Origin of the sequence: Chitinophaga eiseniae (genome assembly GCF_900167135.1) — a bacterium.
GTDB lineage: Bacteria > Bacteroidota > Bacteroidia > Chitinophagales > Chitinophagaceae > Chitinophaga > Chitinophaga eiseniae.
Window position 1 is genome coordinate 1,124,169 of record NZ_FUWZ01000002.1, and the last position, 25,064, is coordinate 1,149,232.

A 25,064-nucleotide genomic window follows, 5' to 3' on the forward strand; every position below is an offset into this window, starting at 1 on the left:
TTTTAGCTGCTAGCTTCTAGCTACTAGCCCTTGTCTTTTGTTATGATCTCAGATTCTGTAACTTCTTTTGTTATATTTCTCCCTTAACGTTACCTGTTAAAAGATCTTACGCGTGATGCGCTTCTTCCTTGTGAGCAGATTTGTTCTCTGCTTTAGGAGCGGCATCTTTGTTTCTGATCTTAGCCAGGTAGTTGATAGAAGGCAGTACGTGTGTTTCTTCCAGCACATAGTACATCCTTTCTGTTTGTTCTTCGTTACGGATCTTATAGATTTCGCTGTTTTTGTCGTTGACGTTACCGAACACGATCGCATCAGCGCCGCAAGCCTGCTGGCAAGCTGTTTTGGCAGCACCGTCTTTCATCGGGTGGCCTGCTTTCTTAGCTTCCAGTTTAGCTTCCTGTAAACGTTGTACGCAGAAAGAGCATTTTTCCATCACACCACGGCTACGAACCACTACGTCAGGGTTCAGTACCATGCGGGTGAGGTTATCGTTCATATCTGCTACGTCGTACAGGTTGTTTTCGAAGCTGTCCGCACCGTTCCAGTCTCTCCAGTTGAGGCGACGAACTTTATAAGGACAGTTGTTGGCGCAGTAACGGGTACCGATGCAACGGTTGTAAGCCATCTGGTTAATACCTTCAGAGCTGTGGTTGGTAGCGCCTACCGGACAAACGTTTTCGCAAGGAGCGTTATCGCAGTGCTGGCACAGCATCGGCTGGAACACTACTTCCGGGTTATTTTCATCACCGCTGAAGTAACGGTCGATGCGGATCCAGTGCATTTCATGCGCTTTCGCCACTTCGTCTTTACCTACTACGGAAACGTTGTTTTCCGCCTGGCAGGCAATGGTACAAGCGCCGCAACCGAAGCAGGTGTTCAGGTCGATGGACATGCCCCATTTGATACCAGGGTAGGGGTGAGAAGAGTACAGGGTAGCATCGTCACGGAAGTTTTTACCAAACTTCTTCAGTTCTTCCCTGTCTTCGTTAACTTCTTTAGGATTGTGTTTGAATTCTGCGAGGGTCGTTTCTTTAACGATCGGGCGGCCTTCGTAGCTATTGTGCGTTTGTGTTAAAGCAACAGGGTATTTTTTACCGGTTGCTTCTACAGAGGCGTCAACAGCGAAGTAGTCGAAAGTCTGGCCGTTGAAGCTTACCATCGGGTAAACGTTCTGACCGATACCGGCAGCGGCGCGGCCTACGTTTTTACCACGGCCGTAACCTACTGCGATAGCGATTACCTCAGGGTGCATACCCGGGATGATCAGCATCGGCAGTACAACTTCTTTGCCGTTGGCTTTTATTTTCAGTTCTTTCTTCTCAACGTTGATTTCGTAATCGTCACCCAGCTCGGCGGAGAAAGTTTTAGCGAGGGTGTTGGAGATACAAGCGTAGTTGTCCCAGGTAGCGCGGGTGATCGGGTCAGGCATTTCCTGTAACCAGGGGTTGTTGGATTGTCTGCCGTTACCGATGGCCACTTTTTCGTACAGGACCAGTTCGTATTTACCACCTTTTTTCGCGCTGCTGATTTTAGCGGCGGCGCCGGCGATATCACCGGAGAAGGAGGCGCCACCCGGTGCCGGAGCAGTGGCGGGTTCTACCACACCGTCCTGCAGGGCTTTGTCCCATGCTTCCTGGCTACCCAGTTTGCTGATCCACTCAGCTTTCAGGTAGTCTGCCCAGGCAGTGGTGTTGCCGGTCCATGCCAGCAGGGAGTCCTGCGCAGCACGTGTTTTGAACAGGGGGGAGATGGTAGGCTGTGCGAAGCTGTAGTAGCCTGGTTTGCCCTGAGCGTCGTTCCAGTTTTCCAGGAAGTGATGATCAGGAGCAGCGTATTTGCACAGTTCAGTGGTTTCGTCGAGGCGGTCGTTGAAGGAAAGGGAGAGTTTCACTTTCTTCAGGCCTTCGCTGAATTTGGCGGCGTCGAAGTAGTCGTAAGCAGGGTTAGCGCCATATACCAGTACAGCACCGATGCTGCCGGCATTCATATCGCTTACCAGTTTAGCCATATCGGCGTCGATACCCTGACGGTAATCGGAAGGATTAGCCCAGTCGATGGTAGTGCCGTTAGCGCCTACGATATTGTTGATAGCATTTACGATCAGCTGAACGTTCACGTCGTTGGAACCGCTTACCACCAGTGCTTTACCGGTGTTCGCTTTCAGTTCTGCCGCTGCTTTTTTGATGCCTGCTTCTACTTTAGCGTCCAGCTTGGGAGCGCTAACGCTGCCACCTACGGCGGCCAGCAGGGCCAGTGCTACCGCACCGGCTTCAGAGGGTTTGTGGGTATATCTTTCGTCAGCGTTGGCACCGGTGAGGCTCATGTTGCTTTCAAACTGGAACAGTTTGGACATTTCCGGTTTTTTAGCACTTACCTTACGGGTTTGAGCGAACTGACGGGCATATTCAACCGGGTTCAGCCAGGTACCGATGAAGTCGGCGCCCAGGCTCACGATGGCTTTAGCGTTTTCGAAGTGGTAGGAAGGGATGGTCCTTTTACCGTAAGCAGCCTCGTTGGCGAGCAGCATACCGGAGTAAGACACCGGATCGTGCACTACGTGGCGGGAGTTAGGGTACTTGGCCAGGAAAGCGTCGATTACTTTCCTGGTAGTAGGACTGAGGATAGAAGTGCTCAGCAGCACAACAGGTGCGCCGCCCAGGCCAGCCAGTGCAGCTCCTACCTGTTTGTCCAGTTCGGCCCAGGTTGTTTCAGTACCGCCGATCGTCGGGAAACGCAGACGGGCTACGTCGTACAGGCTCAGTACAGCGCCTTGTACCTTAGCGGAAGTAGAACCACCTGTAATGGAAGACAGGGTGTTACCTTCTATTTTGATGGGACGACCTTCGCGGGTTTTAACCACTACCGGAACGTATTCACCATCTATGGTGTAAGAAGAAGCATAATAGTTGGCTACGCCCGGAGTGATTTCTTCCGGTTTGTTCACGTAAGGGATAGCCTTATGAACGGGGGTCTCGCAGCTGGCAGCGATAGTAGCAGCAGCAGTGGTGAAACCGAGGTATTTCAGAAAGTCCCTGCGGGGGGTAGTAGCATTCAACAGGCCTTCACTCTCAAACGGCAATTCTTCGCTGAATTCGTTCTTCACAATTTCCTGATGCGCTTCGGTATTGTGCAACTCCTCCAAGCCTTTCCAATACTTTTTTTGCTCCATGTTATATTAACGAGTTACGTTTATAAATTTTGATATCTTCTGAAACAGGTCATGATTTTCTGTAAGCAGAAAATCATGACGCGTTAAATCCTTTCTAGTAGTGACATTTTTGACATTCAGTACCACCTACCATTTCAACAGTCACACTATCGATCTTCTTATCTTTAATATCCTGATGAAGTTTCTCGAAAATGCTATAGTAGTTGTTGTCAGCAAACTGCACTTTGGTAGTACGGTGGCAGTTGATACACCAGCCCATAGACAGGTCGGCGAACTGATGTACTTCGTCCATTTCGGTAATGTTACCGTGGCAGGTCTGACACTGTTGTTTACCGGCCACCACGTGTTGGGAGTGGTTGAAGTAAACGTGGTCAGGCAGGTTGTGGATCTTGGTCCATTCGATAGGGCGACCTGGTTTGGTATACTTACCTTTATCAGCGTCCCAGCCTACGTAATCGTATAATTTTGCGATTTCTGCAGTCCCGTCCACTTTTTTGCCTTCAGCAGTAAACAGCTCAGGGCCGGTGTACTCTTTAATGGCTTTGTGACAGTTCATACAGATGTTCTCGGAAGGAATCATGGCGTGCTTGCTCTTCTCAGCACCGGCGTGGCAATACAGACAGTTGATCTGGTTGATGCCGGCGTGCACTTTGTGGCTGTAGAAGATCGGCTGCTCAGGCATGTAGTCTTTCTGACGACCCAGCCCGATAGCTCCCTGGATGGTGAAGTAACCGCCTACCATGAAGAGCACCAGGATAGCCAGTGCGATGTAGGCTTTGTTTTTGTAGAAGGGGATCGGCTCAGGAGTAGGCTGACCTTCTTTATCACCAGCAAGTTTGTTCAGGTTGCTGTTGATCTGCATCAGGATCAGGGCTACCACCGCCAGGATCAGGGTGATGATACCAAAGAGCAGACTGTTGTCGCTGCCTTCTTCTTTGGCTCCTGCAGTAGCAGGACCGGCGTCCGTTTTAGGGCCTGCTGTTTTGGTTTCTTCTACTTTAACGTACGCCAGGATGTCGTCAATTTCCTCCTCTGTTAAGGCAGGAAAAGCCGTCATCGCGGTTTTGTTGTACTCATTAAAGAGGTTGTTGGCGTACTTGTCGCCAGACGCCAATACAGAAGCGGAGTTGCGGATCCACTGGTGCAATAATTTCTTATCGGCCCAGCGACCTTCTACACCCGCCAGTGCAGGACCTGTCAGCTTCTTATGGACATTGTGACATGAAGCGCAGTTTTGTTGGAAGATTTGCTTACCCTTGGCAGGATCCGCTGCTTTTACGGCAGAAAACGGAATTACTATACTAGCGCATAGAATAAGCACACTCACAAAATGCTTGCGCAAAAGAATGGAAACACGACGATACACAGCCTATATAGTTTAGATTTGACCTAAAGTTTCTTAAAAGTGCCAGCAAAAATAAGACACAATGTTGACAATTTACCAACAATTCTAAAAATTATTTGCCTTAAGAAATGCTTCATTTTTGCTTCCCGAACTGTAAATTCTCTGCTGTAATCCTTTATGCTGGCTTATTTGGGAGCTATGCCCCTCCGGACCTTTCAAAACTTATTATTTTGATTGAAAGTTCGATTCGTTATTGCTGACAGGCCCATAAGTAATAGGGCAGGCGTTCTCCGGGGGATATAGTATTATTATATGCAGATCAAAACCCTATAGCGGTCTCCTATATCCTTACTCCTAATATAATATATTATATAGCCGCTGCCGCCTTATTTTAAGGTAAGTATCTTATTTTTACCATAAATAACCTGCCACCGGATCAGAATGTTCAATCTGTCTGTAAAAAATATACCCATGCGTAAACTCACTTGCTTAGCAGCCCTGTTCGCCGCCCTGACGGCCTGTAACAATAGCCAGACCACCCAAAACACCGCCGACAGCACCACCGGCGGCCATCAAACGCCCGTGGGCAGCGTCACCCATATTACCGGCACCTATCAGGGTACCCTGCCCTGCGCCGACTGCCCGGGGATGGACTACCAGATCAGCCTCTTCGATGATCATACCTTTACCGAACTGGTAGCCTACCAGGGAAGGGGACAGGGAATCGCCTTTACAGAGAAGGGGACCTGGCAGCAGATCAACGATTCCATCGTCAGCATTAAGAAAAAAACAGACAGCAGCTCCTTCCTCGCGTCCGACAGCAAACTCCTGGTACTCGATAAACAAGGCAAACGGATCGAAGGCGCTCTCGCCAGCAACTATGTCCTGAGACCGGTGGAAGGCGGCGACCGCCGCGACCTGCTGGCCCAAAAAGCCGGCGCCGGCATCACCTTCACCGCCACCGGCAACGAACCTTTCTGGAGCCTCGACCTGGAAGCCCGGAAAATCCTCTTCCGCACCGCCGCCGGTGACAGTGTCCGGGCTTCCCTGCCCCCCGCCCGGCCCAACACCGATACCCTGAAAGTATATACCACCCCCCAGCTCACCATCACCATCCGCAACACCCTCTGCACTGATGACATGAGCGGACTCATGCGCCCTAACACCGTGGAAGTGAAGGTGAAAGAACAAACTTATCATGGTTGCGGAGAGTACCTGAAATAACTCCCGGCTGAAAAACCTGTTGAAATATTACCTTTGCGCCTAAAACAGTACTGTTGAAAAATATTGTCATCTTCGCCTCGGGTGCAGGAAGCAACGCGCAAAAGATCATCGATCATTTCAGGAATTCGGAAAAAGGCAGAGTAGCCCTGATTGTATGTAACAAACCCGGAGCAGGGGTGCTGGACATCGCACAACGGGAAGGCATACCCGCCGTTTTAATTGAAAAAGAAAAATTCTTCCATACTGACACATATGTACAGCTCCTGAAGGAGCAGCATACGGACCTGATCGTGCTGGCTGGTTTCCTTTGGAAAGTGCCGGCCAACCTGGTACAGGCATTCCCCAACCGGATCATCAACATCCACCCGGCCCTGCTCCCCAAATTCGGCGGAAAAGGGATGTACGGACATTTTGTGCATGAGGCGGTAGTGGCTGCCGGTGAAACAGAAAGCGGCATCACCATCCATTTCGTCAATGAGAAATATGATGACGGAGAACCTATTCTCCAGGAACGTTGTATCGTTACTCCTGAAGACACGCCGGAGGCAGTTGCCCGTAAGGTGCAGGCCCTGGAACATCAATGGTTTCCGGTAATTGTGGAACGAATATTGCTAAAATAACAGACGGTGTGCGGCCCTGACCAGCCGCCGCACACTGCCCTTCAAACCTCACCCTTAGCTACCTACTAACTGTATGAAAAAGACTCTGTTGCTCATCGGAATACTCTGTATGTCTTTTGCCTCTTCCTATGCCCAGGACGGAGGAAAACGGTTCAGGTCTACCTACCTTAAAATAAATCCCACTACACTGATCAATGAACTGGATATCCTGCTGGAACAGGACATCTCTGATAAAGTGAGCATAGAAGTGGGCATCAGCGGTATCTATACCGATTACCCCGACTATGTGCTGGCGAAGAAGATCGATATCGGGCAGAAAAAACCGGATATCAGCACGGAACAATTTGTGGATGGGCGCGGATTGGGGTTCAGGGCAGGGCTTCGCTACTATCTGATCACCCGGGAGATAGGTCCCAGCTCTGCAGCGGGCACCTACTTTGAACCGGTGCTGATCTATAAAAAAGTATTTTATTCCAATGAGGATGTGGTGCTGAACAATAACACCTACACCAATTCAGGCTCCAAAGATGTTTATGCCATTCAGCTGCTCGTAGGCCGGCAGTTCCGTCGGGAGAAACTGGTGCTCGACCCCTATTTTGGTATCGGTCTCCGGGGTAAATCCTATCACTCAGATAATTATGAACTGCTGGAAAACGGCGTGGTGAACCACAACAAGGGTACCTTGGTAAGCGTATTGCCCAGCCTGCACCTCGGTATCAAGCTGGGCCTCCGCCTTCGTAAATAAATCACCGTTTTAAAACGGCACAATCACTTTTGCACTGAAATTCCTTCCCATATTGTAGATACCCATCCGGCCATTGGGAGAACTGCTGTAATATTCAAAATATTTCAGCCGGTTCATGTTGGCCTGATAAGCCACATCAAACACATTGTCCAGCTGGAGAAACAGCTCCATAACGGTTTTTCCTTTTTTATTGACAATACCGGAACCTGCCCCTACATTTACCAGCGTATAGCCGGCAGTGTAAGTTTCGGTATCATCCACGCCATAAAAATGTTTCTGGGCGGAGAAACGGTCCACGCCGGCCCGCACATAGGCTTTCGAAAACATGCCGAAATTGCGGGTAGCCGTTGCCTTTAGGGCAGAGCGTATATGCAGTGGCGGTATAAAAGGAAGATAGCGGGCGGCATCGCCATGTAAATCAATCAGGGCTTTGTTCCGGTTACGCCCTTCCGTATAGGCGGCGCTGTTATCCATCGTCAACCAGGACACAGCACGCGGATGCAGATTTACACTCACTTCTGCCCCATACAACCGCGCACCGGATTGCTGGTAACGATACGTGGCGTTGCCGGGTACTATCACCACCGGCTCGCCATTGGCATCATACAATCTTGCCTGGTAGATATAATTGTTGATATGATTGTTAAATACCTCCACGCTGATGTCCAGATCGGGCAGGTATGCCAGGAAGCCCAGGTCCTGCTGGAAGCTGAACTCCGGCTTAAATTCCCGGTTGCCCAGGTAAACGATATGAGCGCCGGGGTCCAGCCCGTTGGAACCGATTTCTGTGATATTGGGCGCCCGATAGCCTCTGGCGATGTTCGCCTTCAGCAGTACCCGCTGGCTCAGGTTCCACGTAACGCCCAGGCTGCCGGAGATACCGGTATAATTATGACTGAAAGCCGGGAACTGCAACCTGGCGCCGGCGGTATCCGGGAGGTGATATTGTTTATCGAAGCCATTGTCTTTATTCGGCCCTACGTAAAAATCGTTCCAGCGAATATGCCGGCTGTCATAACGAAGACCACCGGAAATGTCCACCTGGCCTATGGTTTTCTTGGCAAAGAAAAATCCTCCGATGTCGAACAGGTTATAGTCCGGAATAGGGAAGTCGGTAGCATTACGACTGCGGTTTTGCTGATACATGCCATTCACACCAACAGTGGTTTCTAACCCGGCGATAGCCGGCAGGTTATACCGCAGATCATAATTGAGCGTGTTCAGCACCACGTATAATCCCGGCTGGAGCGGCATTTCAGGATGATTGTACTCCCGGCGCACGCTCTGCTGCACGCCCAGCAGGGAGTTTAGATCTCCTTTCCCTAACTGCCGGCGGGTACGGTTGTATAACCGGTAATGCTGAATATGCTGATGCAGGGGGTTCAGCGTATAGGTGCGCAGTTCGTTTTCAGGCACGATGGGCCTGTTTTTGATGTCATCATCAGCGTCTTTTACCTGCCGGGTGAATTTGCGGGTCAGCGAATCACGGCTGCCATCGGGGATTTCCTGGGTATTATCGTACAAGCTGGCGCCCCATTGCGAATAGCCCCATGACTTGTCTACCCTGGCCAGCGCCGTAAGATTGTATTCCCGGTAAGCCGTGCCATATACAAAACCATCAATGCTGTTGCGGTAGTTATGGGCCGCTTTCATGGTGCCGCGCAGTACGTATTTCCAGTCGTTTTTGCTGTAGGCCAGTCCAAGGGAGGAGCCGATCATACCGTTGTTGGTCTGATAGTCGGCCAGGAAACTGCCTTTCAGTTTGCCTGGTGCCGTTTCCGGAATATCCGGTATCATATTGATTACGCCGGCCAGGGCGTCGGAGCCATAAGTCAGGCTGGCTGGGCCTTTCACCACTTCGGCCCTTGAGATACCATATTGGTCCACTTCAATACCATGTTCATCCCCCCATTGCTGTCCTTCCTGTCTTACGCCGTCAAAGAGCGTCAGCACCCTGTTATATCCCAGGCCCCGGATGAAAGGTTTGGAGATATTGGGGCCTGTGGTAACAGCGCTTACGCCGGGCACGCCTTTTACAATCGCATCAATGATATTACTGTTGACATGCATATTCATTTCCCGTTTACCTATAACGGCAATGGGTATAGGATTTTTGCGCACGGCGGTAGCGCGGGACACGCCCGTTACCACGACTTCGTTCAGTTTAGACAAGTCCTCTTCCAGCGCGATGTCCAGTGTGATGGTCTGGCCGCTGCGGATGCTTTTTTTCAAAGCCAGCGGCTGATAGCCGATCATGGATACTTTAATATCGTAAGTCCCCGGATGCAGGTTACGGATAACGAACATTCCCTGTTGATCCGCCACAGCACCGGTTTTCAGCGCTGATATAGCGATGTTGGCAAACTGTACCGGTTTCCCGTTAGCAGTAATTTTTCCCGTGATGGTCCCCTGTTGCGCCTGGGATGATACCATTAGTAACAGGGCTCCCAGTAGTGTAAATAAATGTTTCATGTAAAATCTGACACTTGTAGGTAAAGCAGCGCGCAGGGGTCCCGGGATAAAGTGATAAACACTTCCCCTCACGGCTACCGATATTTTTTACAAAACTATAATCTTATTTTACACTTGCCTGAATTATTATTTAGGCTAATCTAAATTTCATCTAAAATCTCTTACATCACCGGAAACGGGTCCTGAAAAACATCTCCGCGCTGATACTGTTTCACTTCCGCTTCGGTACAGAGGCATTGGTCCAGTTCCGCCATAATGGTGGCCTGGTCCATATCCTGTCCGATCAGCACCAGTTCATTGTAGCGGTCTGCAAAGCGTTCATCCCAGCGACCGGCAATCAGCTGGTAGGTTTCTTCGTCGAGATTCCATTGCTGACGGGGGATAGCGCACCACCAGTAACCGGCTTTCTCTGCACGCAGGGACCCGCCTGCCTGGCTCCAGTTGACCGCCAGTTTGGGGCGCGACGCCAGCCAGAAGAGGCCTTTGCTCCGGATGATATTGCCCGGCCAGTGCTGGTTAAGATAATTCCAGAACCGTTCGGGATGAAAGGGTTTACGGCTGCGGTATACAAAGGAGCTGATACCATATTCTTCCGTTTCCGGTGTGTGTTCGTGTGCCAGCTCCGCCTGCCAGCCGGCGCTTTGCGAGGTGGTTTCGAAATCGAACAACCCGGTGTTCAGTATACGATGCAGCGGCACCTGTCCGTTGACCGCCTCAATGATGGCTGCACCGGCGTTGAGTTTGCCCAGCAGCGCTTTCAGGTTGCCCAGCTGTTGCGGGCTGACGAGGTCGCATTTATTCAGTACAATGACGTTGGCAAATTCCACCTGGTCGGTGAGCAGGTTCACGATCGTACGCTGGTCGGCGGCGTCGTTTGTCAGGCCCTGGTCTTGCAGCAACGTGATGCTGCTGTAATCCCGGGCGAAGTTATAGGCGTCTACGACCGTCACCATGGTATCGAGGCGGCTGACGGCGCTCAGGTCTATGCCCTGGTGCTCATCCTGGTAACAGAAGGTCTGCGCCACCGGTACCGGCTCGGAGATACCGGTAGATTCGATCAGCAGGTAGTCGAAACGGTCCTCACCGGCCAGTTGCTCCACCGCCTTCAGCAGGTCGTCGCGCAGGGTGCAGCATATACAACCGTTACTCATTTCCACCAGGCGCTCCTCTGTCTTGTGCAGGGTATTTTCATTTCTCACCAGCTGCGCGTCGATATTCACCTCGCTCATATCATTAACAATAACGGCTACACGAAGATTTTCGCGGTTATGCAATACGTGATTCAGGAGCGTAGTTTTCCCTGCGCCGAGGAAACCACTCAGCACGGTAACGGGTAATTTTTTCATATATGATGTTAGTGATGTTTATGTATCCTGCAGTACCGGCGGTGGCGCTGGTTGAGCAGGTGCGCGCTGACAATGGCGCCGGCCCCGATGCATATCAAAGTATATTCGGCGGCTGCTTCCGCCCAGAAATGGCCCACCAGTAAGAGCGCGAAACCTCCCACGAACAACAGCAGCGGCAGCAGCCGGCGATGGTGGCGCAGGTATCCCTGTCCGAGGGCGAAGCAACCTATTCCAAAGGAAAACAGCAGCAGGCAATATTCCAGTACGTCATTTTCTCCTATTTCCATTCCCAGCAGCGGGAGGGCCGCAAACAGCAAGGGCAGCACGGCGCAATGCACGGCACAGAGCATAGAGGCCCCTATTCCTATCGTGTCCAGATTCATCCTTCTAAATATATTCTCCACCTTACCTGAATTTTGTTCCGATCACAAAACTATGTAATTTTGCAACAATGTTGCAAATAAAAGATCGCATCATTCAAATATATTTTTCAAGATAATTTTTAACTGGTTGATGATCTACCTAAAACAGGGTAAAATAGCTTTATATGATCGGTGTCTGTCAACTATGTGTTACCTTTGTGAATTGAATAATTATTGACTTTAAACAGCGGGGATTTTTCACCTATGTCTAAGAAAGCGATCTTATATACTGTATTTTTCACCGTGCTGAGCCTCGGATTTTTGGGATATGCCGGTTATGTTATCAAAGGGGAAAGAGGCACTTTCCTGGGTAAGGAAAAATTACCGATCCTCGGCGCACCGGGACATACGGTGCAGGGATTTTCCTTTACCGATCAGGAAGGACATACCCGGACCAAAGAAGATGTAAAGGGCAAAATTTATGTAGCGGAATATTTTTTCACCACCTGTACCGGTATTTGTCCGAAGATGAATGCCAACATGGAAAAAGTATACGCAAAATATAAAGACAAACCGGATTTCCTGATCCTGTCTCATACGGTAGATCCTGAGCACGACAGCGTTCCGGTATTAAAAGCGTACGCTGAAAAGCACGGAGCGGACGCCAAAAACTGGTGGTTCCTCACCGGCACCAAAAAAGAACTGTACGCGCTGGCCCGCCAGGGATACCTGGTGGATGACGGCACTTACACCGGTGACGAGGACTTTGTACACACCCAGTGGTTTGCCCTGGTAGACAAAGCCGGACAGATACGCGGCCTGTATGAAGGCACCAAAAAACAAGACGTAGATAAACTGATGGACGATATTGACCGATTAATGGAAGAATAAAAGTTTTTTTCATCATGGGTACCAAACAACAACTAACAGAACGAATAAGCACCTTACTGCGGGATAGCAAACTGAGTATAACGGATACCAGAGTGAAAATTCTGGAGCTGTTCATGAGAAGTAACGGAGCACTTGAACACAGTGACTTTGAAAAGCTCGCGGGCAAATCCTTTGACCGTGTGACCGTATACCGTACCCTGCAAACGTTTCTTGAAAAAGGGATTATTCATAAGATCCCCACTACCGACACATCTGTGCGTTATGCAGTGTGCAAATCAGAATGTACAGAACATCATCATCATGACCACCACGTGCATTTTAAGTGCGAAACCTGCGGCCACACCACCTGCCTGGACGAAACGGATGTTCCCAACATCCAGCTGCCGAAAGGCTACGCCATGCACAATGTGGAAGTAGTGGTTAACGGAGTATGTAAATCCTGTAAATGATTTAGGGATTTTTTGATTTACGATTTTTTGATTTCGTGGATGATAAAACACGAATATAAAAAGCGAAGACCAAAGCGGATTTAACTATCCACTTTGGTCTTCGCTTTTTATCATCCACGAAATCAAAAAATCGTAAATCAAAAAATCGTAAATCAAAAAATTTCTAAATTTTCGCTATCTCACCTCTCATAAAATCGGCCAGCTCCTTAATGTAGGCCGGAGATAAGTCAAACCGGATACCGGCAGCCTTATACAGTTCCGGAAGCGTTTTGGTGTTCCCTAAACTCAACGCCTGTACGTAATTATCGAGTGCCTGTTGTTTGTTTTCCTTGAACTGTTTCCACATCGCGATAGCCCCCAGCTGGGCAATGCCGTATTCGATGTAGTAGAAGGGCACTTCAAACAGGTGCAGTTGCCGCTGCCAGGTAATAGCGCGGTAATCTTCATGTCCGCTCCAGTCAATCACGGCAGGGGAGAACTCATTGAGTATTTCCAGCCATTTGGCGGTACGTTCTGCGACCGTATGCTGCGGATGCTCGTAAATCCAATGCTGGAATTTATCGATGGTAGCAATCCACGGGAAGATCGTAAGCGGCCTTTCCAGTTGCTGAAGGCGGGCGCGGCGCAGTTGTTCTTTATCATCAAAGAAAATGTCCCAGGAATCCATTGTCAGCAGTTCCATGCTCATACTGGCCACTTCGGCGATCTCCATCGGATATTCCTTGAAGGCACTTAACGGCAGGTTGTGGCTGAGGAAAGAGTGTACTGCATGTCCGCCTTCGTGTACCATGGTGGTGAGGTCTTTCATTTGACCGGCAGCATTCATGAAGATAAAAGGCACGCCGGTTTCCGCGAGTGGACAATTGTATCCGCCCGGTGCTTTGCCGATGCGGCTTTCCAGATCGAGACGTCCCATTTTTTTCATCACGCGCAGGCAGTCACCGAAGAAAGGTCCCAGCTGATCGAATGTTTCAATGGTTTTAGTGATCAGTTCCTCGCCGGTGTGAAAAGGCTCCAGCGGTTTTACACCGGCTGGTTCTGCTTCCGTATCCCATGGTTTCAGTTGGTCGACTTTCAGTTTAGCCTGCTGTTTTTCCAGTATCTGTTGTACCAGTGGCAGGATATGGGTTTTTACCGCTTCGTGGAACTGGAAGCAGTCTTCCTTGGTATAGTCAAAACGGCCCAGTTCTTCGAATTTGTAATCGCGATAGTTGGCGAAACCGGCATTCTTTGCCACCTGGTCTCTTTTTTGTACGAGCCCGGTATACAGCTCATCCAGTGCATCGCGGTCCTGCAGGCGGCGGGCGGCTGTTTTGGTAAATACTTCCTCACGCAGGGCACGGTCTTCATTTTCGAGAAACTTGGCAGCCTGCTGCAGCGTGTATTCTTTACCGTTAACCGTGATGGTCATTTTACCGGCAATCACACCGTACTGTTGTGCCATTACACTCAATTCTGCCTGTAACGGGATATTCTCCTCGCGGAAAAGCTTCACCTGTTTTTTCACGTTACGGAGATACGTTTTATATAACTCCTGGTCCAGGTCTTTCAGGAAGGGGTTCTCCAGCAGCTTTTTATTGAGTGCGTCTGCATAGGGTTGCAGGCGGGGCTGTATCTCCATGCAGAAATAGGTGAACGCTTCTTCCAGTTCCTTATTGGTGGTATCGCAGGTCATTTTGATCTGGCGCCAGCAAGCGTCTTCGCTGATCACGGATTCCAGTTCACTGATATCTTTCAGCCACTGTTCGAGGTCTGCCACGCTGTTGATGTTTCTTTGCTGCAGCGCTTCGTAGTATGGCTGCAGGGTGTCCCAGGTAGTCACTTCAAACGTTTCCGGCAGGAAGTGGCGGGGGAGTTTTTTTATATCTGCGTTCATGTACTGATGTTTTACTAAATTTTTCGGATTTGGAATTTAGTCAATTTAGCTCAATTCCCCCAAATGAATCAGGCTTCCGTTACAGTGGGACACTGTATGCGGAAGCCTGTTCATTTGGTTATTTCGTTATTTGGTTATTTGATTATTTAGAAGTGATGCGCAGAAGCGGCTATACTAAATATCAAAATAGTCAAATGATCAAATAGCTTATTCTTCAGTTTTTTTCTTGCGGGGTTTAGCCGCTTTTTTTGGTTCTTCACCTTCGGCAGCAGGAGCGTCTTCTTTTTTAGCTTTTGCTTTCTTCGGTGCTTTTTCTTCTTCGCCTTCAGCAGCCGCTGCTTTTTTAGCGCGGGGCTTTTTAGGCTTTTCTTCTGCGGCAGCTTCTTCAGCAGCAGGTTCAGCAGCTTTTTTCTTTTTGGCAGGAGCCGGAGCTTCTGTTACTTCAGCAGCTTCTTCCACTACGTCTTCTCCTCCTTCGGCCAGGATTTCCTCAAATTTCAGCAGATCGTTCGCTTTGAGGATACCAAACCATTTTACCATTTTCTTCATATCGCTCACATATACTCTGTCTTCATCGAATTCAGGATATACGCTCTTGAAATAAGCTTTGATCGCGTTGTTGTCTGCTTTGTTGTCGATCAGCGGAAAAGCAGCAGCTTTTTCGTCCATGGCTTTGAATACTTCAGCCAGGTTTACGTTTTCGCCGGTAGTGAAAACTTCAATACTTTCCAGTGGAGTAAAATTATGCACGCGGGAAGATACAAACCTTGTGCTTTTATCTTCCAGTGACCTAACGATGGCGCCATCTTGTTTGCTGGCAATTAACTGAAACAAACCGCCCAATCCGGTTACTGCAACAATTTCTCTGTACTGCATGTTCTAATTTTTAGGAAGCGCAAATATAAATAATTATAATAGATTGCCCGCTGACAAATTTTCACCTTGAAAATGCCGTCAGCAAAGGGCTGGCATCAATTCAACTTTCGTGCCATGACCAGGGGCTGTTTCCAGCGTTTCACCCGGCCTTTGAGGTCAAATATTTCAATTAAAAATATATAAATACCTGGCGGCAAAAGTACTTTATTTTCTCCAAATCCATCCCAGTAGAGATTTCCTTTATTTCCCATCGTCATGTTCCGCGCCAGGCGGCACACAGGGCGGCCTGCGGCGTCAAAAACCGTAACGTTGCCCACCCATCCGGCGCCGGGAAGCTCCCATTGCAGTGTGGCGCGGTTGGCAGGAGCGGGATCGTCCGGACAAAACACGGCTGGTTTCACTTCCATGTGGGCATTGTCCGTGATTTTCGGCCATGGATGAGAGTTAGCGTATCCGGGTGTGGCATATCCCGCAGAAGCCGCAGCGGATGTCCAGCGAACGGTATGAGCGCTGTCCCGGCGTTCGAGGGCCACGCCCTTCGGCTGGCTGATCAGCGGAAAATGGAAAGCCGACTGATAGCTGACCTCATCCAGCACCACACTATCCGCCAGCAGCAGCAGGGCGCCGGCTTCCGCTGGCATAGACGGCAGGCTGGCCACTTCCTGCACATTTTCGGGACTGCTGCAGCGGTAATAACCACATAGCCGGTCCGCCGCTGTGGTAATGGCCAGCCATTGCCCTGGCATCAGCAAACGACCATTGGCAGCGATTCTTTTTACAGGCCCCTGTCGACCGTCTGCCTTTCTGACGCAAAGAAAAACATTCCGAAGGCTGATAGCATGGGCGCTGCGATTATGCAATTCAATAAATTCCGGTACGCCGGCCGGCGGGTCAAACAACAGTTCATTGATGACCAGATCGCCTGCTACCGGTGGCTGTGGCCGTGCAAAAGGCAGACTGTTTTTCAGGCTGCTTTCCTTGCCGTCGCAGTCGATGATACCTCGTAAGGTAACGCTGCCGGTATCAACGGCCGTCCCCAACCGGAGAGATACAATGTTAAACAGCGGAGGCAGTACTGACACAGCAGCCACAGGAGAAGTGCTTACCTGGTATCCATCCGTGGACGCGGTTTTTCCGCTGTCGAGCGTTTTGCTGAAATGGAGCAGCAGGTGCAGGCTATCGGGCATCTCTATAAAATAAAGGTCAGGCCGGGTATCTGTTGTTACCTGCCCGGCCGCAGCATTGTAAGTTCCGGGTGTACCGCCGGCAGGGGCAACGGAAGCTGTCCAGTTTATTTTCCCGCTGCAGGGTTGCGACGGGTCGCGCATCTCCAGGCTGCGACCTGCGCGGGCAGATGTGGGCAGGTCATACCAGGCATCGGTGTAAGCAACGGCATGTCTCACCTCCCGACGCTCGTTGTACAGCACCACCAGCCCGGTATCGTCCGGCAGCGGTGGGAACCGGTCTACCGGCAGCACATTGGGCACAGAGAAGTGCGCTGCCGGCGCGCACAGCAGCAGCAGGCTATCCGGCTGTAATAAATAAGGAGGCAATGTGATCTCCCGTTTGTTCACTGCCAGCGTCCAGCGCTGTAACTGTACAGCGTGACCGCTCCTGTTGCGCAGTTCTACATATTCAAAGGGCGGCAATCCTATAGCGGGCGCGGGTTTGATCATCATCTCATGAACCACGATATCATAAATACCGGTAACGGCTGTGTCGCGGGCTGTGATAAACTGCCACAGCAGGGCAATACAAACAATAGACATATAATATGGCTTTTAAGGGGGTTAAGTCCCAAACATACAGGTAATCCGGGAGTTGTATGTTAATGCCGTCTTAACGGCCGAATAAATACTACAGATTGTTATGAAAAGCGGTGCGTATATATTAATTTTGGGACTCCAAAAATTAAAATGTAAAACAAAATGAAAGTTGCCGTAGTAGGAGCGACCGGTCTGGTAGGCTCAAAAATGTTACAGGTGTTGACAGAGCGGAATTTCCCTGTCACTGAATTGATTCCCGTGGCTTCTGAGAAGTCCGTAGGCAAGGAAGTAACATTTAAGGGTAAGACCTGGAAGGTGGTGAGCGCTGATACGGCTATTTCCATGAAGCCCAACGTGGCTATTTTCTCTGCCGGCGGCGGCACCTCCCTGGAGTGGGCCCCTAAATTTGCGGCGGCAGGCATTACGGTGATCGATAACTCCAGCGCCTGGAGAATGGACCCTACCAAAAAACTGGTGGTACCGGAAGTAAACGGCGATGCCATCACACAGGAAGACAAAATCATTGCGAATCCTAACTGTTCTACCATACAGATGGTGCTGGTGCTGAAGCCCCTGCACGAAAAATATAAGATTAAAAGAGTGGTGGTGTCCACCTACCAGTCTGTAACCGGTACCGGCGTTAAAGCGGTTACCCAGCTGATGAATGAAAGACAGGGTATCACCGGTGAAATGGCATATGCTTATCCGATTGACCTGAACGTGATTCCCCAGATCGACGTATTTCTCGATAACGGCTATACGAAAGAGGAGATGAAGATGGTGAACGAGACCAAGAAAATTATGCGCGACGAGAGCATCAAAGTAACGGCTACGACTGTACGCATTCCTGTAATGGGCGGGCATAGTGAATCCGTGAACATCGAGTTTGAAAACGACTATGATGTAAACGAAGTACGGACGCTGCTTTCACAGACACCGGGCGTGATCGTGGTTGACGACCCGTCTAAGGCGCAGTACCCGATGCCGAAAGATGCGCATGATAAAGATGAAGTGTTTGTAGGCCGTATCCGTCGTGACGAAACACAGCCCAACACTGTGAACATGTGGATTGTGGCAGATAACCTGCGTAAGGGCGCTGCAACAAACGCAGTTCAGATTGCAGAATATTTGCAACAAAAGAACTGGTTATAATCATACTGTCGTGCTATGTAATTGTGTGCCGTAAACACACCCTGAACGTAATCCCGCGTATGGCTATACGAAAATGAAATCATAACTCCTTAAAAGCAAGCGTTTTAGCGCTTGCTTTTTTTTGAATATTTCACAATAGCATAACACACAAAGTGTAAAAATTACACGGAAGTAGTATTGATTTGTGGCTTATAAAATCCAATTTTGATAACATAATCCTATGCCAACTAAGCTTTTTGCAAAAAGAGTAGTCCAATTTTAGAGAGATGCCGGATATTTTCGTTATTTTCTAATCAGAAAACACCCTTTAAGTCCTATGAAAACCAACACCAATCGTGAGCTTTTGTTAATGCACAAGTTTACTGAAGAGTGGAGCACCAATTTTTCCTCACAAGTGTCCAGAATCATGAATATCGTGGACCAGCAGGACACACTGGACGGAATAATTCCTACCATTGAGGTGGCAAATGTTTACAACCAGCGGTTTGCCCACGCGCGTACAGACAAGGAGAATTTACTGAAGAACAGAAAAGCGCGTCCGTTTGAGTTTCTTATTCACAAAAACTAGACATTTAGTCATTTTTCCATTTGGTTATTTAATTATTTGAATAAGGTGGAAGACCTTGGCATAAGCTTAAATAGCTAAATAACCAAATGAAAAAATGGCTAAATGGCGTTAGTCCATGGCACGGTTAATGAATGCAATCAGCGGCTGCATGAGCGCAAACGTTTTTAAGATTTCCCGGACGAGCGACGGTTGTACGCAGGTGTCATCTGTTACGGGGTGTGATACAATGAGGCTTTTTAATTTCAGGTAGGCTATAGCGGGATTATCACTCTGATATCCCTGCGGTACTGTTTTGAGGGCTTCGCCTTCTACCTTTCCGAAATGTTTGATAAAACCTTTATTGGCGATGATGCGTTCAAACTCGTCGAAATTGTAGTCAATTTCCTGGCGTACTTTTTTCAGTTCAGGGGCAGCCGGCATCCAGAGGCCGCCGCCGGCATAACTATTGCCGCCCGGTTCCAGATGGAAATAATACCCTGCCAGGGTCGACTTTTTGCCGCCTGCCTGGAAGGAGGCGGCCATATTTATTTTATAAGGTGTTTTATCTTTCGAGAATCTAACGTCCTTGTATATACGAAATACACAATCTTTCAACTGTAACCCGGCGAGCGTGGCATCCTGCCTCGCCATACCATCTATCAGTTGCTGGACCATACTTTCAAAATCCGCTTTGGCGGCCAGGTACTGGTCCCGGTGTTCGTCGAACCAGCCCTTGTTATTGTGCTGCTTCAGTGATTTAAGAAATTTCAACGTGGAAGGCTGTAACATTGTTATTATTTTTTTATAGCAAGATAATACATGCGGCTGATAAAATTTTCCCGGGCTGAAGCTCCGGGGCTGCGTTGTAAAGCAGTTATCTGCTAAATGCGCAAAAGAGGCAGGCCCTGTAGGCCAACCTCCTTCACTGCAAGGGTTTCCTTTTCTCGTTTCTCTATGAGTCAGATTTTGGTTTTCAAAAGTGGTAAACAGCGGCAAACAATACATTTGCCGTAACACCGGAGGCCACTCCGTCAGATTTATGAAAAATATCCGCCGACGCATTATCGACCCTGAACTCCGGTATAATGGTCAGGTTTCCTGCCTTATAGTTGAGTGACAGCGTGCCGGCCACCACACTACCGCCCCCTGGTACTGCGCCAAATACTTTCACCCCGTCCTTATCACTGAAATACTCGCCACGGAGCGTAAGGCCTACTTTGTTGGTGAAATCGCAGTTGACATACAACGCTGATCCCCACCAGTTGGCACTCTTCTTATCTTCTTTGGGGGCGCGGGTATTCAGGTAGGTGCTGTAGGTACCATTGTAGCCCAGCCCCAGTACGTTATTCACCTGGTAGGTAGCCACTACGTCTACCTGATGGTTCTGCACGCCCAGCGTATCTTTTCCCTCCAGGTAGTTGAGATAAAGCTTGATCGGTGTTTCCGCCGGGGCAAAGCCCAGCTGCGCGCCTATATATTTATGACTGTTTAAGGTGACTGATTTGAGATCGGTAGGATTAAACACGCCTACCATCGCACTGAGCGAAGAGGTGAGGGCTATATCCGCTTTTACGCCGGTGTGAAAAAACGGACCGTAGCTAAACATATAACTCATGCTGTAGTTCCGGTTCAGATAAGCATCTACCAGCTCATATCCTACGTGGGTAGCGTAACTGCCCAGGCTCAGCTTCACTTTCTCTGTCAGCTGGTAGGATACATATAGTTGTTTGATGGCCATTGACAGGCCGTTTGACGGTGACGGCGGTTCATTGTAAGAGAATTCGCCGGCCCTTTTTCCAAAGCCGAGATCGGCCACTATGCTACCTTTTTTAAACCCATGCTCCACTTTAAGCGAAACCATGCCCAGTTCAAAAGAATTGTGCGAATTGGTGAAGCTGGTTTTATTATCGGTATTGTTACCGTTCAGGTTATATTTATAATAGACATCCGCAGAGCCTGAAATCTTGAAAGCCGGGGCCGGCAGGGTGTCAGAGGATTGAGACCAGGCAACAAAAGCGTTACTCATAACAAATAAGGTCGTTAGCATTCGTTTCATGTACTTGAATTTGGTTGATAAAGAATGATAAGTAGTGATGCGGCCTTCTCCTGCGTATTGTTTTGGGGATGCTTGCGTGCTGATGCTACATAGTTAGGAATGGATAATTAAGAAAGCGTTTCACTATGTTACAGCATGCTATCTCTTTAATTATCCATTCCAGATCTTTCAACGGTATTGTCTATACGTCTTAATAAAATTGATAAAGGTCAGAATCGAACTCAAAGAACTTACCATCACGGAGGGTCATAACAGGTGTCACTTTTCAGGAGTGTATCAAGTCCTCCTCTTTCAGTGATCCTGTATCAGTTACACTCATCAGCGCCGGGTGATAGTGTTCGTTGTGCTGTGTTGCGTCCAGGCCGAGCGCTTCTTCGTCTTCACTCACCCGCAGCGGATGGATGAAATTGATCAGCTTGAAGATGGCGTAAGACACGGTGAAGCTGTAAGCTACTACCAGCAGCAGGCCGAGTACCTGGTTCCTGAACAGTTCGAAGTTGCCGTAGAACCAGCCGTTGTTACCGCCTTCGTTGATCGCTTTGGTAGCAAAGATGCCTGTGAGCAGCATGCCTACCATACCACCGAGGCCGTGACAGGGGAATACGTCCAGTGTATCGTCGATGCTGGTTTTTGATTTCCAGTGCACCGCCATATTGGAAATAATGGACGCAATAAAACCAATGAATATACTTTGCGGGATCGCCACATAACCGGCAGCAGGCGTAATGGCCACCAGTCCTACTACGGCGCCGATACAGAAGCCGAGGGCTGACGGTTTTCTTCCGCGTATCACATCAAAGAACACCCAGGAAAGACCGGCAGCGGCAGTAGCGGTATTGGTAGTAGCGAAGGCGGTTGCTGCCAGCGCATTGGCGCCGAGGGCGGAACCGGCGTTGAAGCCGAACCAGCCAAACCACAGCAGGCCGGTACCTAACAGTACAAAAGGAATATTAGCCGGTTGCAGTTCTTTCTTTTCAATATGGTCCTTTCTGCGTTTCAGCACCAGCGCGCCTGCGAGGGCTGCGCAACCGGCTGAGATATGTACCACGGTACCGCCGGCAAAGTCCAGTACACCCAGTTTAAAGAGGATGCCTTCCGGATGCCAGGTCCAGTGCGCGATAGGTGCATATACCAGGAGGCTGAACAGCACCATGAAGAGAACGTAGGAAGTAAAACGAATCCTTTCCGCCACAGCGCCTACCACCAGCGCTGGTGTAATAATGGCGAACTTCATCTGGAAGAGCGCAAACAACAGCAACGGAATAGTAGGGGCGAGGCTCCAGGGGGCACCGGAACCAACGTTGTTGAACATAAAAAAGGTAGCGGGATCACCGATAATGCCATGATAAGACTTTCCAAATGCAAGACTGAAGCCCACTACGATCCATACCACACTGATCAATCCTGTTGCAATGAAGCTCTGCATCATGGTAGAGATCACATTTTTCCGGTTCACCATACCACCGTAAAAGAAGGAGAGGCCCGGTGTCATCAAAAATACCAGAGAAGACGCTACCAGGATCCAGGCGATGTCAGCCGTATTATATTTACTGACATCTGAAAAATTGGGTAACGCTGGAATAAAAATCCCAATTACTGCCACTGCCGCCAGAAAAATAAAGGGGAGATAGTCTTGGAACAAACTTTTCTTCATAGCATTTGATTTTTAAATTTCTTAAATAAAAGTAGATGTGAAATTTAAAACATCAAATAGAAGGGTCTAAAAATAGAATTATTTGAATTATCGATGTAATAATTAGGATTAAATCAATTATATAATAATATATTATAATATTAATTCTTATTTTCCTTCCTTATCTAGCGATACAACGTGCTACAATCGTAGTCTAACTAATTAATAATCAATTATTTAAAAACTTTTATGAAAGGGTTACGATTTTTTAAAAAAATCCAGGGAGAGATGTTACTACAATTCGAAAAGACCCGCTACAGTGAATTGTTTATCAATTTTATACATATTTATAATATATCACTGGGAGTAATTTTCACCAGTGATATATTATAAATAATTCTATATAATGTTTATGAGAAGGGAGATGAATTATTGTTTCATTTCGAGTAATTCCCGCTCCATAGCGAACATCTGATCGCGCAAACGGGCGGCTTCCATAAAGTCGAGATCTTTGGCCGCTTTTTCCATCTCCTTCTTCACCTTCTGGATCGCTTTCTCCATCTGCGGAATCGTCTTCGCTGACACGGTCGTCTCTTTTGCATATTGCACCGCATCTTCGGCCACCAGCGACACATCATACACCGCATAAGGGGAAGACTCGTCGAAGTGTTTGATTTCCAGCACGGAAGTCTGCCCCAGTATCTGCTCCTTGCTCTTACGCACCGTCCGCGGGGTTATATTATGCTCCTCATTATACGCCACCTGCTTTTCGCGGCGGCGGCTGGTTTCATCAATGGTACGCTGCATACTGTCCGTCATATGGTCCGCATAGAAGATGACCAGCCCGTCTACGTTACGCGCCGCACGGCCAGCCGTCTGCGTCAGCGAACGTTCGTCGCGCAGAAACCCTTCCTTATCGGCGTCCAGGATAGCCACCAGCGATACCTCCGGCAGGTCAAGACCTTCCCTCAGGAGGTTCACCCCCACCAGCACGTCGATATTACCCAGCCGCAGGTCCCGCAGGATCTCAATACGTTCCAGCGTATCTACTTCAGAGTGGATGTAGCGCGACTTAATATTAATACGTCCGAGGTATTTGTCCATTTCCTCCGCCATCCGTTTGGTCAGGGTGGTCACCAGCACACGGTCGCCCTTCTGTACCCGTTTGTCAATTTCATCCAGCAGATCATCTACCTGGTTCACACTGGGCCTTACCTCAATAGGCGGCTCCAGCAGACCGGTCGGACGTACCACCTGCTCCACTACGATCCCTTCGGTCTTTTTCAGTTCGTACTCACCGGGGGTAGCGCTCACAAATATGGCCTGGTTCACCAGGTTTTCAAATTCATAGAAATTGAGCGGGCGGTTATCCAGCGCTGAAGGCAGACGGAAACCAAATTCCACGAGGTTCAGCTTACGGGAGCGGTCACCGCCATACATACCGCCTATCTGCGGGATGGTCACATGGCTCTCATCGATCACCAACAGGAAGTCCCTGGGGAAATAATCCATCAGGCAAAACGGGCGGGCACCGGGCTTACGCCGGTCCAGAAAACGGGAGTAGTTCTCAATACCGCTGCAATAGCCCAATTCCCGGATCATTTCCACGTCATAGTTCACCCTTTCGGATAAACGCTGTGCTTCTATCAGTTTTCCGTTGGCCTTAAAGTATTCCACCTGTGCATGCAGTTCGTCCTGTATTTCGTAGATCACCTGCTGCAGGATGTCTTTGGGCGCGAGGTACAGGTTGGCCGGGAAAATGGCCGCATTCTCCATCGTGGTAATGCGTTTGCCGTTCTGTACGTCGAAGCTTTCTATTTCTTCGATTTCGTCACCGAAGAAGGTAATCCGGTAGCCGTAGTCCACATACGGCAGGTTGATGTCCACGGTGTCTCCCTGTACGCGGAAATTCCCCCTGTTAAAGTCACCGGTGGTACGGCTGTAGAGGGAATTGACCAGTCCATGCAGGAAGGCGTTCCGGCTAAACGTTTGTCCCTGCTGGATACGGATAATCCCGTTTTCATATTCGGTGGGGTTACCCATACCGTAAATGCAGGAAACGCTGGCCACCACAATGATGTCGCGGCGCCCGGAAAGCAGGTTGGACGTAGCTCTCAGGCGGAGCTTATCCAATTCTTCATTGATGGCGAGGTCCTTTTCGATGTAGGTATCGCTCACCGGCATATATGCTTCAGGCTGGTAGTAATCATAGTAGGAAACGAAGTATTCCACCGCATTATCAGGGAAAAACTGTTTGAGTTCTCCATATAGCTGGGCTACCAGTGTTTTATTGTGGGTCAGCACCAGGGTAGGGCGTTGGACATTCTGAATCACATTGGCCACTGTAAAGGTTTTACCAGATCCGGTCACCCCCAGCAACGTCTGATATTGTTCTCCTTCCAGCAATCCTTCGGTCAATTGTCTGATGGCTTCCGGCTGGTCACCAGCGGGAGCGTAAGGCGCTTGTATCTTAAATGGCATATTGAAATTTCATTTGAGCAGTATGTAAAAATACTAAAATGACGCGTCCTAAAA

19 protein-coding genes are annotated in these 25,064 nt (G+C 49.1%); 7 read left to right on the forward strand and 12 right to left on the reverse strand.

All coding sequences use genetic code 11. From position 1 onward, the window contains the following. Window positions 1-106 precede the first annotated feature (106 nt). Both B5D63_RS14210 and B5D63_RS14215 read right to left on the reverse strand, forming a co-directional pair. Window positions 107-3,169 carry a TAT-variant-translocated molybdopterin oxidoreductase gene (locus tag B5D63_RS14210; RefSeq protein ID WP_078669446.1) on the reverse strand — a complete coding sequence of 1,021 codons (3,063 nt, stop codon included), beginning with the start codon at window positions 3,167-3,169 and terminating at the stop codon, window positions 107-109. Window positions 3,170-3,263: 94 nt separating this feature from the next. Continuing rightward, complete coding sequence (locus B5D63_RS14215) at window positions 3,264-4,535, reverse strand: c-type cytochrome (RefSeq protein WP_394333849.1); 1,272 nt, start codon at window positions 4,533-4,535, stop codon at window positions 3,264-3,266. Between the two features lie 450 nt (window positions 4,536-4,985). On the opposite strand from B5D63_RS14215, the gene B5D63_RS14220 reads away from it, so the two are divergent. The 3 genes from B5D63_RS14220 to B5D63_RS14230 all read left to right on the forward strand — a co-directional run bounded on the left by B5D63_RS14220 (window position 4,986) and on the right by B5D63_RS14230 (window position 7,103). Further along, complete coding sequence (locus B5D63_RS14220; RefSeq protein WP_159456025.1) at window positions 4,986-5,738, forward strand: copper resistance protein NlpE N-terminal domain-containing protein; 753 nt, start codon at window positions 4,986-4,988, stop codon at window positions 5,736-5,738. Between the two features lie 53 nt (window positions 5,739-5,791). Beyond that, complete coding sequence (purN, locus tag B5D63_RS14225; protein WP_078669448.1) at window positions 5,792-6,358, forward strand: phosphoribosylglycinamide formyltransferase; 567 nt, start codon at window positions 5,792-5,794, stop codon at window positions 6,356-6,358. Between the two features lie 73 nt (window positions 6,359-6,431). After that, window positions 6,432-7,103, forward strand: coding sequence for a hypothetical protein (locus tag B5D63_RS14230; protein ID WP_143312905.1), 672 nt, complete (start codon window positions 6,432-6,434; stop codon window positions 7,101-7,103). Window positions 7,104-7,112: 9 nt separating this feature from the next. On the opposite strand, the gene B5D63_RS14235 is transcribed toward B5D63_RS14230, so the two are convergent. The 3 genes from B5D63_RS14235 to B5D63_RS14245 form a co-directional block, all read right to left on the reverse strand. Further along, on the reverse strand, window positions 7,113-9,575 hold the full coding sequence (locus B5D63_RS14235) for a TonB-dependent receptor (protein WP_078669450.1): 2,463 nt from the start codon (window positions 9,573-9,575) through the stop codon (window positions 7,113-7,115). Window positions 9,576-9,736: 161 nt separating this feature from the next. Next, window positions 9,737-10,921 (reverse strand): GTP-binding protein, encoded by a 1,185-nt coding sequence (locus B5D63_RS14240; protein WP_078669451.1) that lies wholly within the window; start codon window positions 10,919-10,921, stop codon window positions 9,737-9,739. Between the two features lie 8 nt (window positions 10,922-10,929). Then, a complete protein-coding gene (locus tag B5D63_RS14245) occupies window positions 10,930-11,325 on the reverse strand; it encodes a MerC domain-containing protein (protein WP_143312906.1) in 396 nt (131 codons plus the stop codon). Between the two features lie 222 nt (window positions 11,326-11,547). On the opposite strand from B5D63_RS14245, the gene B5D63_RS14250 reads away from it, so the two are divergent. Together B5D63_RS14250 and B5D63_RS14255 are read left to right on the forward strand one after the other, a co-directional pair. Further along, complete coding sequence (locus B5D63_RS14250; protein WP_078669453.1) at window positions 11,548-12,174, forward strand: SCO family protein; 627 nt, start codon at window positions 11,548-11,550, stop codon at window positions 12,172-12,174. A 14-nt stretch (window positions 12,175-12,188) separates the two neighbouring features. Then, on the forward strand, window positions 12,189-12,623 hold the full coding sequence (locus tag B5D63_RS14255; RefSeq protein ID WP_078669454.1) for a Fur family transcriptional regulator: 435 nt from the start codon (window positions 12,189-12,191) through the stop codon (window positions 12,621-12,623). A 163-nt stretch (window positions 12,624-12,786) separates the two neighbouring features. On the opposite strand, the gene B5D63_RS14260 is transcribed toward B5D63_RS14255, so the two are convergent. The 3 genes from B5D63_RS14260 to B5D63_RS14270 all read right to left on the reverse strand — a co-directional run bounded on the left by B5D63_RS14260 (window position 12,787) and on the right by B5D63_RS14270 (window position 17,144). Next, the gene (locus tag B5D63_RS14260; protein ID WP_078669455.1) at window positions 12,787-14,499 is read right to left on the reverse strand and encodes a M3 family oligoendopeptidase; all 1,713 of its coding nucleotides are present in this window, start codon (window positions 14,497-14,499) and stop codon (window positions 12,787-12,789) included. Between the two features lie 207 nt (window positions 14,500-14,706). Further along, window positions 14,707-15,375, reverse strand: a complete 669-nt coding sequence (locus tag B5D63_RS14265; protein ID WP_078669456.1) for a DUF5606 family protein — start codon at window positions 15,373-15,375, stop codon at window positions 14,707-14,709. Window positions 15,376-15,470: 95 nt separating this feature from the next. Further along, window positions 15,471-17,144: a lamin tail domain-containing protein gene (locus B5D63_RS14270; protein WP_078669457.1), complete on the reverse strand. Its 1,674-nt coding sequence runs from the start codon at window positions 17,142-17,144 to the stop codon at window positions 15,471-15,473. A gap of 159 nt (window positions 17,145-17,303) precedes the next feature. Here B5D63_RS14270 and B5D63_RS14275 point away from each other — a divergent pair, with 159 nt between their 5' ends. Beyond that, window positions 17,304-18,293 (forward strand): aspartate-semialdehyde dehydrogenase, encoded by a 990-nt coding sequence (locus tag B5D63_RS14275; RefSeq protein WP_078669458.1) that lies wholly within the window; start codon window positions 17,304-17,306, stop codon window positions 18,291-18,293. Between the two features lie 349 nt (window positions 18,294-18,642). Next, window positions 18,643-18,861, forward strand: coding sequence for a hypothetical protein (locus B5D63_RS14280; protein WP_143312907.1), 219 nt, complete (start codon window positions 18,643-18,645; stop codon window positions 18,859-18,861). Window positions 18,862-18,969: 108 nt separating this feature from the next. Here B5D63_RS14280 and B5D63_RS14285 read toward each other — a convergent pair whose 3' ends face one another. The 4 genes from B5D63_RS14285 to uvrB form a co-directional block, all read right to left on the reverse strand. Then, a complete protein-coding gene (locus B5D63_RS14285; RefSeq protein ID WP_078669460.1) occupies window positions 18,970-19,629 on the reverse strand; it encodes a DUF2461 domain-containing protein in 660 nt (219 codons plus the stop codon). A 184-nt stretch (window positions 19,630-19,813) separates the two neighbouring features. Next, on the reverse strand, window positions 19,814-20,896 hold the full coding sequence (locus B5D63_RS14290; RefSeq protein WP_078669461.1) for a porin: 1,083 nt from the start codon (window positions 20,894-20,896) through the stop codon (window positions 19,814-19,816). A gap of 265 nt (window positions 20,897-21,161) precedes the next feature. Beyond that, window positions 21,162-22,550: an ammonium transporter gene (locus B5D63_RS14295; RefSeq protein ID WP_078669462.1), complete on the reverse strand. Its 1,389-nt coding sequence runs from the start codon at window positions 22,548-22,550 to the stop codon at window positions 21,162-21,164. A 408-nt stretch (window positions 22,551-22,958) separates the two neighbouring features. Beyond that, the gene (gene uvrB / locus B5D63_RS14300) at window positions 22,959-25,010 is read right to left on the reverse strand and encodes an excinuclease ABC subunit UvrB (protein WP_078669463.1); all 2,052 of its coding nucleotides are present in this window, start codon (window positions 25,008-25,010) and stop codon (window positions 22,959-22,961) included. Between the last annotated feature and the right edge of the window lie 54 nt (window positions 25,011-25,064).

Excerpts from the sequence above, each read along its gene's own strand:
- uvrB (WP_078669463.1), bottom strand. The coding sequence starts at position 25,010 with ATGCCATTTAAGATACAAGCGCCTTACGCTCCCGCTGGTGACCAGCCG.
- B5D63_RS14270 (WP_078669457.1), bottom strand. The coding sequence starts at position 17,144 with ATGTCTATTGTTTGTATTGCCCTGCTGTGGCAGTTTATCACAGCCCGC.
- B5D63_RS14290 (WP_078669461.1), bottom strand. The coding sequence starts at position 20,896 with ATGAAACGAATGCTAACGACCTTATTTGTTATGAGTAACGCTTTTGTT.
- B5D63_RS14260 (WP_078669455.1), bottom strand. The coding sequence starts at position 14,499 with ATGAACGCAGATATAAAAAAACTCCCCCGCCACTTCCTGCCGGAAACG.
- B5D63_RS14265 (WP_078669456.1), bottom strand. The coding sequence starts at position 15,375 with ATGCAGTACAGAGAAATTGTTGCAGTAACCGGATTGGGCGGTTTGTTT.
- B5D63_RS14295 (WP_078669462.1), bottom strand. The coding sequence starts at position 22,550 with ATGAAGAAAAGTTTGTTCCAAGACTATCTCCCCTTTATTTTTCTGGCG.
- B5D63_RS14220 (WP_159456025.1), top strand. The coding sequence starts at position 4,986 with ATGCGTAAACTCACTTGCTTAGCAGCCCTGTTCGCCGCCCTGACGGCC.
- B5D63_RS14280 (WP_143312907.1), top strand. The coding sequence starts at position 18,643 with ATGCACAAGTTTACTGAAGAGTGGAGCACCAATTTTTCCTCACAAGTG.
- B5D63_RS14250 (WP_078669453.1), top strand. The coding sequence starts at position 11,548 with ATGTCTAAGAAAGCGATCTTATATACTGTATTTTTCACCGTGCTGAGC.
- B5D63_RS14210 (WP_078669446.1), bottom strand. The coding sequence starts at position 3,169 with ATGGAGCAAAAAAAGTATTGGAAAGGCTTGGAGGAGTTGCACAATACC.
- B5D63_RS14255 (WP_078669454.1), top strand. The coding sequence starts at position 12,189 with ATGGGTACCAAACAACAACTAACAGAACGAATAAGCACCTTACTGCGG.
- B5D63_RS14285 (WP_078669460.1), bottom strand. The coding sequence starts at position 19,629 with ATGTTACAGCCTTCCACGTTGAAATTTCTTAAATCACTGAAGCAGCAC.
- B5D63_RS14275 (WP_078669458.1), top strand. The coding sequence starts at position 17,304 with ATGAAAGTTGCCGTAGTAGGAGCGACCGGTCTGGTAGGCTCAAAAATG.
- B5D63_RS14235 (WP_078669450.1), bottom strand. The coding sequence starts at position 9,575 with ATGAAACATTTATTTACACTACTGGGAGCCCTGTTACTAATGGTATCA.
- B5D63_RS14240 (WP_078669451.1), bottom strand. The coding sequence starts at position 10,921 with ATGAAAAAATTACCCGTTACCGTGCTGAGTGGTTTCCTCGGCGCAGGG.
- B5D63_RS14230 (WP_143312905.1), top strand. The coding sequence starts at position 6,432 with ATGAAAAAGACTCTGTTGCTCATCGGAATACTCTGTATGTCTTTTGCC.